The sequence below is a fragment of the Endozoicomonas sp. ONNA1 genome, from assembly GCF_024606325.1.
In the GTDB taxonomy this organism is placed as follows: domain Bacteria; phylum Pseudomonadota; class Gammaproteobacteria; order Pseudomonadales; family Endozoicomonadaceae; genus Endozoicomonas_A.
This window is the reverse complement of record NZ_JAHHPN010000436.1, coordinates 1-6602: the sequence shown is the minus strand read 5'-3', so window position 1 is coordinate 6602 and position 6602 is coordinate 1. Positions and strand designations below refer to the sequence as shown.

Annotated in this window: 2 protein-coding genes; both read right to left on the bottom strand. The window is 47.3% G+C overall.

The features are described from left to right. Window positions 1-3613 precede the first annotated feature (3613 nt). Window positions 3614-3775: a hypothetical protein gene (locus tag KDK19_RS24355; protein WP_368736454.1), complete on the bottom strand. Its 162-nt coding sequence runs from the start codon at window positions 3773-3775 to the stop codon at window positions 3614-3616. Between the two features lie 2631 nt (window positions 3776-6406). After that, on the bottom strand, window positions 6407-6602 hold a 196-nt coding region (locus KDK19_RS10060), incomplete at its 5' end, for a hypothetical protein (protein WP_257255358.1).

Here is a 6602-nt window from a genome sequence, read left to right as displayed (position 1 = left end):
GGCATTGGCATAAGGTGTCAGGGTATCCTGAACATTGGTCAGGAATGCTGCCGTCTTGCGGCCGTTTTCAAAGGAAATATCGTCAAGAATGTAGTTGGCGATGATAGCAGCTGCGTATTCTTTCATGCCTGCAACAGACTCTTTCATACCTGCCGGGCTGGTGGCAGTCACGGGGACAGCCGTAAAGGCACTCTGCATGAATTCCTCAGTGCCTTTGTCGGACAGCATCTGGACAACGGTCTTGAAGTGAGGCAAATTGACGCCGTGTCTGTGGCCAAGGAAGTGTTCAAATTCATCCACTGTCTGATAACCATCCACACCTCTAACGGCTTTCATGTAGTTCTCAAGTTCAACCTTACTGATCACACCTTCACGCAGCAGACCGATAATCTTGTTACCACTGGCAGAACGAGTAGCGAAATATTCTGAGAAGCCTTTCAGGTCCTCTGGTTCATGCTCGACAAAGTGAATGGCTGCTGCGCCCATGCCGTATATTTCGTCTTCGTATTGTTGAGCCCCGGTTTTTAGCTCGATCCTGGCCCTGTGTGCCAGAAATTCGACTTCTTTCAGGGCATTCGTGGGCTGATCTTCTGCAGACTCAGACCTAAAGGTCGCCTTCAGGTTTTTGAAGACTTCCGCAATACGTCTGGCCTGATCAAACGTCAGATGGTCTCCAACCATTGCCTGCAGGCGAATCGGTGCCAATTCATCATCAAAATCGAAAGTCGGAAGGTATGGTAGTATTAGCTTACCGCTTTTTTCTGCCGATTCTGCAAGAGCCATTGCGGCTGACAGAGCTTGTTTCTTGAGAGAGTGCGTCTGCATATAAGCGTGCAACTCGGTTAGTATTTTTGCCTGTTTCGGCGTGTACTGGAAGGGGCCACCCTCATTTTCGACAGCTTCCTGTGCCGCTTCCAGGGCTTGCTTCATGTTCTCTATAGTCGCCGTCTTGAGTTCTACTTCCTTTTTCAGGCGCTCCTGCTGCAGGGTCAGTTGCAGGATCTTCCCGCCAGTACCGTCATATCCGCCCAGCTTTACTTGTTTGTTTTTCAGGGCGTCGATCCGGTCTTCATAATTGGCACTATAATCTTGTTTAAGACCCAGTTCATCTTCAATGTCTTTAAGATTTTCTTCATGATCCGCCAGAGCTTTTTGTGCTAACGGTATAGCCGCACTTTTCTGTTTCAGGACTGACTCCAGCGCGGCTATCTCGTCTTCAAGCAGAGCTTTGGCTTCCTGATCGACGCCCTTAAGCTCGTCAATCTCCTGATTTTTACTGTCCAGATTGTGTCTTGCATCACTTTCTTCTGCTCGTGCGAGGATCACTTCCTTCAGTTTATGGTCGCGCTCACGCATGAATTTTGCGATCTGAGCGTACTTTTTCATGATCTCAGGCAGTTCACCAACTGTTTCAACGACTACCTCGAATTTATCCCGACCGGGAGTGGCTACGGAGGCTTTAATGGCATTAAAATAATTCTCTTCTTCTGATGCATCAGGGTTACTCTCAACAGAGATGTCCAGATCTGATGTGACAGCTCTCAGTTTCAGAACAACTTCTGCTCGTCTCCCTGAACCGTCTCCCTGCAGGAAATGTCTGATGTCGTCTACTCGCTCTTCCGAGGTTTGCTCATCAACTGCAACCAGACCTAAACCGGTCTGAATTTGTTTCATTCTCTGATTAATAATTGCCTTTTCTTCATCCGTGAGAGGGAAGGTGGCAGGAGAATTAGATACCACACGTACATGAAGAATAGCCCCCAGCTTGCGGTAAAGAGCCTGCAGCTCATTTTCAGCTTCTCCCACAGCTTTCCTGGCTCTGGCTACTTCTCGATCAAGAGCGTACCGGGGTTTAGGTCCCAGGCGAGCCATTAGCCCGTCCAGTCTATTTTCAATGGTTGCGATTCGCTCATTAACGTCAGACTGACTCGCATTGAAAATTTCTCCGAACAGCTCATTGAGTTTCGCTTCAATCAGGCTGTTCTGGTCGTCGATAGCGGCATCATCTTTATAGTCCTTAATGTTGAGCTGGTGAGCTACTTTATTGTTTCTGGCTCTTCTGACAGCTTCATCGTCATTGGCCATGCCCACTATTAACGCCTGAATTTTGGCTTTTAAAGCATCCTTCCCATCAGGCAGGTTGTCATCTACTTCAAGTGCTACATGCAGATCTTTGGCCAGTTTAGCGGTGAGAGCCTTGACCTTGTCTTTAGCAGCAATGTGTTCAGAAGGGTAGATCTTGAGCTTGTCCTCTACGGCTGCAAGTAAACGTGCCTGTCTTTCACTGGCTTGCTTTTCCAGATGCAAATCTTCGACTTTATAGGCAAGAGTCGCATGAAGCCTCCTGAGTTTGAGAACACTCTCGTCGAGCGCTGTGCTGTCTTCTTTCCAGAGGGTCTGATCTATCTGCTCCAGCGTATCTTCCGGAACATCATCACCTTCAAGCAGTGTGAGAATCAGGGGAAGTCTTGCTGCCTGGTCATCCTCTTCGTTGAATTTAATGTTGAGTATTTTTTCTATGGTTTCCAGCCGATCGGTCTGTCGCAACCTGGCTTGCTTATCCGGGGCAGGGTCTTCGAGTTTATAGCGAAGGTGGGCAAGAAGCCTGATGAGTGTCAGGTTCTTCACGTTCAGGGTTTTGCTTTCAAATGCCCAAAGGATGATATCTATCTCATCCCGTATCTCATCCAGTTTCTCATCCGGGATAGCATGGCTATTGAGTATGCCGGAAATCCTGGTGAGTCTTGATATTTTGTCGTCCTCTTCATAGGCTATGACGCCGAGTATTTCTTCTGCGACCCCCAGTATGCTCAGGGCCTCTTTCTCAGCCAGCTGTCTGGCGTCTCTGATGTACACCTGCACCTCTCTGGAAATGTCCTGGCGACGGAGATAGACGTCGTCGTTTTGATCAAGGCAATGCATATCAAGGGCGTTTTCTACGGCAGTGAGTGTCTCAAGGACTTCAGGCATGACTTTGGGGTGGCCTGGTGTTCTGATGTCTTCCAGTTCTTTTTCCAGCTTCGCAAGTTTAAAGAGCTTGAGATATACCGTTCTTTCCAGGATAAAGCGGTCTTCCAGATTGCTGTCTTTAGCCAGCTCATTACCAAGAATCTTTTTCAGAGTGGCTTTTCTGACGTGGGTGAAGGAGTCCTCTAAATCCTTTTGACCGAGCAGGGTCTTAAGTCTGTTACGCATGATTTCATGTTTAGTGTACATTGCCTTAAGTTTCTGAATCAGGCGATCATGTTGAGCTTCAATATCATCATCATCAGCATTACTATCATAATCCGGAATGTTTAAATGTGCGGCAATGGTTTTATAGAGGGCTTTGATTTCATCTTCTTTTTCAGCATCTTTTCTAATGCTCTGTAGCCGAAGATGTTCTTGAACGATCTGAACTGCCTGCTGTTTTGCTGGCTCCTGAATGGCTTGGTAACGGACTTCCAGGTTTTTTTCTTCATCCGGGACGAGACTCAGCTGAACGTCAATGTTAGCCGGATTATTCTGGGCTATCCAATCGGCTGGTTCTGCCTTTTGTTGCAGGTGCTGTTGAATGGATCGATGACCCGAATCCAGACCGTTTTCATTGTCTGGAGTAATATCGTGCTCGCTTTCAATGGCTGCCAGTTGTTCTTTGACTGCTTCTTCCCGAGGTTTTTCTGTTGCAGCGTTTGCTGCGGTAACCGTCGCGGTATCTGATATTGTCGCAACCGGTGTTGCGGCGACCGACGTCCTGGCAACCGCTGTTGTGGCCAACGGTGTTGCGATGACCGATGTTGCGATGACCGATGTTGCGATGACTGATGTTGCGATAACCGATGTTGCGGTAACCGATGTTGCGGTAACTGGTCGTCGGATTTCAATAATTTTCTGGCTGATGAGTCTGGCTTGTTTTGCTAATGGCTGGGCATCCTCCCAGTTATCAATGCCAAGCTCTGCTGCCATTTGAGCGTTGCGAGCTTTTGTGGCATCGGTTCTGGCATTAAGAATTAGTTGTTCCAGATCTTCCTCATCGGAGAGTTCAGCGTCTTGTTCCAGCTGCTGTTGAATGAACTGAAGGTTAGTCAGGTCGTTTCCATTGTCCAAAATAAAACCGCGCTTGCCGCCAATATCCGCCTGTTTTGTTTTTGCAGCCTCTTTAACAGGCTCTCCTGTTGCGGCAACCAATGGGTTGATCGCCAGAGTTTTTTTTCCGGTGAGTCTGGCTTGTTCTTCCGGTGGCTGGGTATCATCCCAATCATCAATATCGGGCTTTGCTGCCGTTTGAGTATTGAAAGTTTTTGTGGCAAATGATTTGAAAATTCGAATTTTTTTCTCCAGCTTGGGAATTCGTTCGACATCCCGCTGAAGTTCCAGTAACAGGCTACGCAGTTCTCCCCTCTCTCCTCTAAGCCGTGCGAGCTCATTCTCAATTCTTTGCTTGCTTCGAAGTGCTTTGAATAATTCCTGTTTACTGGTAGTGGATTTCTCCGTTGTGAGCTCTATATGGCTTCTAAACCGGATGAGTTCACTTTCTCGTTCGCTTTCACTTGCCTGCAGCATTTCCAGCGAGCTTTCCAGCTCAATCAGCTTTCTGGCCATGTCGCTCGTGACTTTGGAAGCAAACTCTGTGTTATCTCCAAGAATATCGATCTGGGCTTCATTGGTAATGCTGACAAGAGGTACCACTTCCTTAATATTGTGGAGAAACAGCTGATTATTCAGGAGTTTGCTAATTTCGCGTCTCAAGCTGAAGTGTCGTTCGATTTGAGCACGCATCCAGGTTGGTGTGATGACCGAAGCAGCGATGTTGACATGATCTGGTGTGAATACAAATTCATCTGCTTGATCTGGAGTAGCACTGATCAATGCCTGCTCGAGAGATGCCCAGTATGCAAGCTCAATCGTCGCCTGTTCTTTTTTCAGTGAAAGCTTAGTCGATTGATCTTCGTAAGCTCTGGCATCGTACATCTCAAATAAATCTTCCAGCAGTGCCATCTGCGAGCTTCGAATGATGTATTGTAAGTTTTTGATCCTATCTTTTTTTACCTTCACTGATACCGGAGAGCTGGGGTTATCAGGGTCTATGTCCCAGAGGTTACGGAAGCTTCTGGCAAAAGCGGTGTCGGCCAGGTTCTGCTTCTGACCACGGAAAACAATAATCTCCCCCGAAGCCTCAGACACTTCCAGTTTTGGGTAACCCGCAGGCACAGGATAAACCTGTGTCTCATCCTCGAAGTGGACGACATATCCGACGGGTTTCTGGTATGACAACAAATCATTCAGGACTTTCTGTTGTAAATCTTTTTCCAGAACGTGAACCTGGGTGTAGGCAGTAGTCGCTGCTGCTAAAAGCGCTTCATCATTGACAAAGAGCGATTGACCCAGACGCTGCAGTTCAGGCGGCTGATCGCCGACAGCGACAAGACGCATAAAGGTGCGCCCATTCACTTCAACTTTGTCTACTTTAATGGTGGCAAGGGCTACATAGTGATCGACTTTGCCAAGGTTGCCTGCTCTATCATTGGCTCCTTTCAATACTCCGACCAGCTTTTTGGGGCTGACGACTCTCGTTAACGGTTCAAATGGTTGGGTGCCATCCAAGTGTGCAAGAACAGCCTCAATTGAATCCTGATCGGTCATTCCATTTCTGACTTCAATGATCAGCTCTTCTTCTGCAAGGTTATGGGTGAATCTGAAGACCCCCTCATTACCGACCTTGACGACTTTGGTGTATTTTTGAGCAACGTCATTGTCGTCTGTCTCAAACAGATCAACAGTGGAAACGCCACCGTCGATACCAGAAAGAACGTCTGTGAAGCCTTCAGAAGATATGTCATGGACAGTCCTTGCTTCAGCCTGATCAGGGTAGGTGGTAGTAAAGGATTTGGGTATTGGCTGCTGGTCATCACCTAAAGTTGGCTGAACCACGACCTCACTCTGGGTAAACTCCGTATGTCCATTGTCCAATATAATCATGGATTTTGTCTGCAGCCTGCGTTCGGCCAGTGCCTGTGTACCAGTGATGGAAGAAATGATGGAAACGGCCACGGCAAGGCTGATTGCGTTGGGGCGAACATATGTCATTCTACTACCTCAGAGCTGAGTATTTTATTACCGTGAAAAGTGATCACCACACCAGATAAGCAGGCAACTTCCAGTTTCTCATGGCTGTTCCGGTAAGTTGTTGAGTGAATTTAGTTCACAGTGGCAAATTCGGTAAGCAATTGAGCGAATTTAGTTCGTAATGACAAAGTCCAATGCCAGTAAAATTGAGTGGTTTTTTCAGGGCGGGAATACATTCATGCATGCCTGAAAACAGGGTTTATTTGATAGCCTGACCTGAAAGCAATCACTATGTATTCCTTTATACTGGTTGCTTTTCGATGGGTATTGCTACTGAGTGGGCATTCACTGATTTCTGATATTAAAGTTCGCCGTGGATTTTCTTATCTTTATCAGGGTCGAACCTCTCAATCTCGTGACCAGCCATTGCTGCTTTCACAGCTGTAGAGGAGGCAGGTGCTGAGGTCCTCCTGGCTTTCCTGTCAATATTCTGATGCCATTTGTAGAGGGCACCCAGAGTGTAAGAGTAAGGAATACTTTCTGCATGGGAGAATGAC